The sequence below is a fragment of the Bartonella sp. AP57NXGY genome, from assembly GCF_042195805.1.
GTDB lineage: Bacteria > Pseudomonadota > Alphaproteobacteria > Rhizobiales > Rhizobiaceae > Bartonella.
In genome coordinates, this window is the sequence record NZ_JBHIOZ010000630.1 from 1 (window position 1) to 588 (window position 588).

The 588-nt window shown below is 41.5% G+C and carries 1 pseudogene; it reads left to right on the top strand.

The window, feature by feature from the left end:
• Positions 1-198: pseudogene (locus ACFIL8_RS12370) on the top strand (late control protein); the annotation flags it as partial.
• Positions 199-588: the final 390 nt, after the last annotated feature.

The window sequence follows — 588 nt, forward strand, 5'->3', positions numbered from 1 at the left end:
TTGACCCTTGAGGGACGCCCTGAAATCATGGCGGATCAACCTCTCATCCTTCAAGGGTTTCGTGGGCAAATCAATGGTCCATGGAAAGCCGCGACCGTCACCCACCGCTATGAAAAACAAAGCGGATACACCACAGAAATCACACTCGAGGCACCAAACAAGGGAAAAGAGGCAGGAGAAAAGGAAACCTCTGAGTGACAGAAAATCAAAGGGACAACTTGACCCTTTGATCGGTCGTGATGAGGAATAGGTGAAACTTGCACCAATTGCATGAGTACAGCAATAGGGTAATGTTTACCCAATTCCTAAAAGGAGCAATGGCGCAAACATTGCACAATTGCAGACTGAAGAGCAATTTGGTCAAGTTGACCGAATTCCTTAAACGCTTCTCTTATTTAATAATGTCCTGAATAATGTGCTTAGGATACAGAAAAATCATCAGTCAATTTATGCTAAAAGAAGTCATACCATCTTATATACGCTGCTTCTCAAATAATACGATTCCAACTCAATGATTGATCATCTCAAATTGCGATTTTGAGCAGAAAAGAAAAAGAGGCTTTAAATGATCTTTGAAAGGCCTTTGAA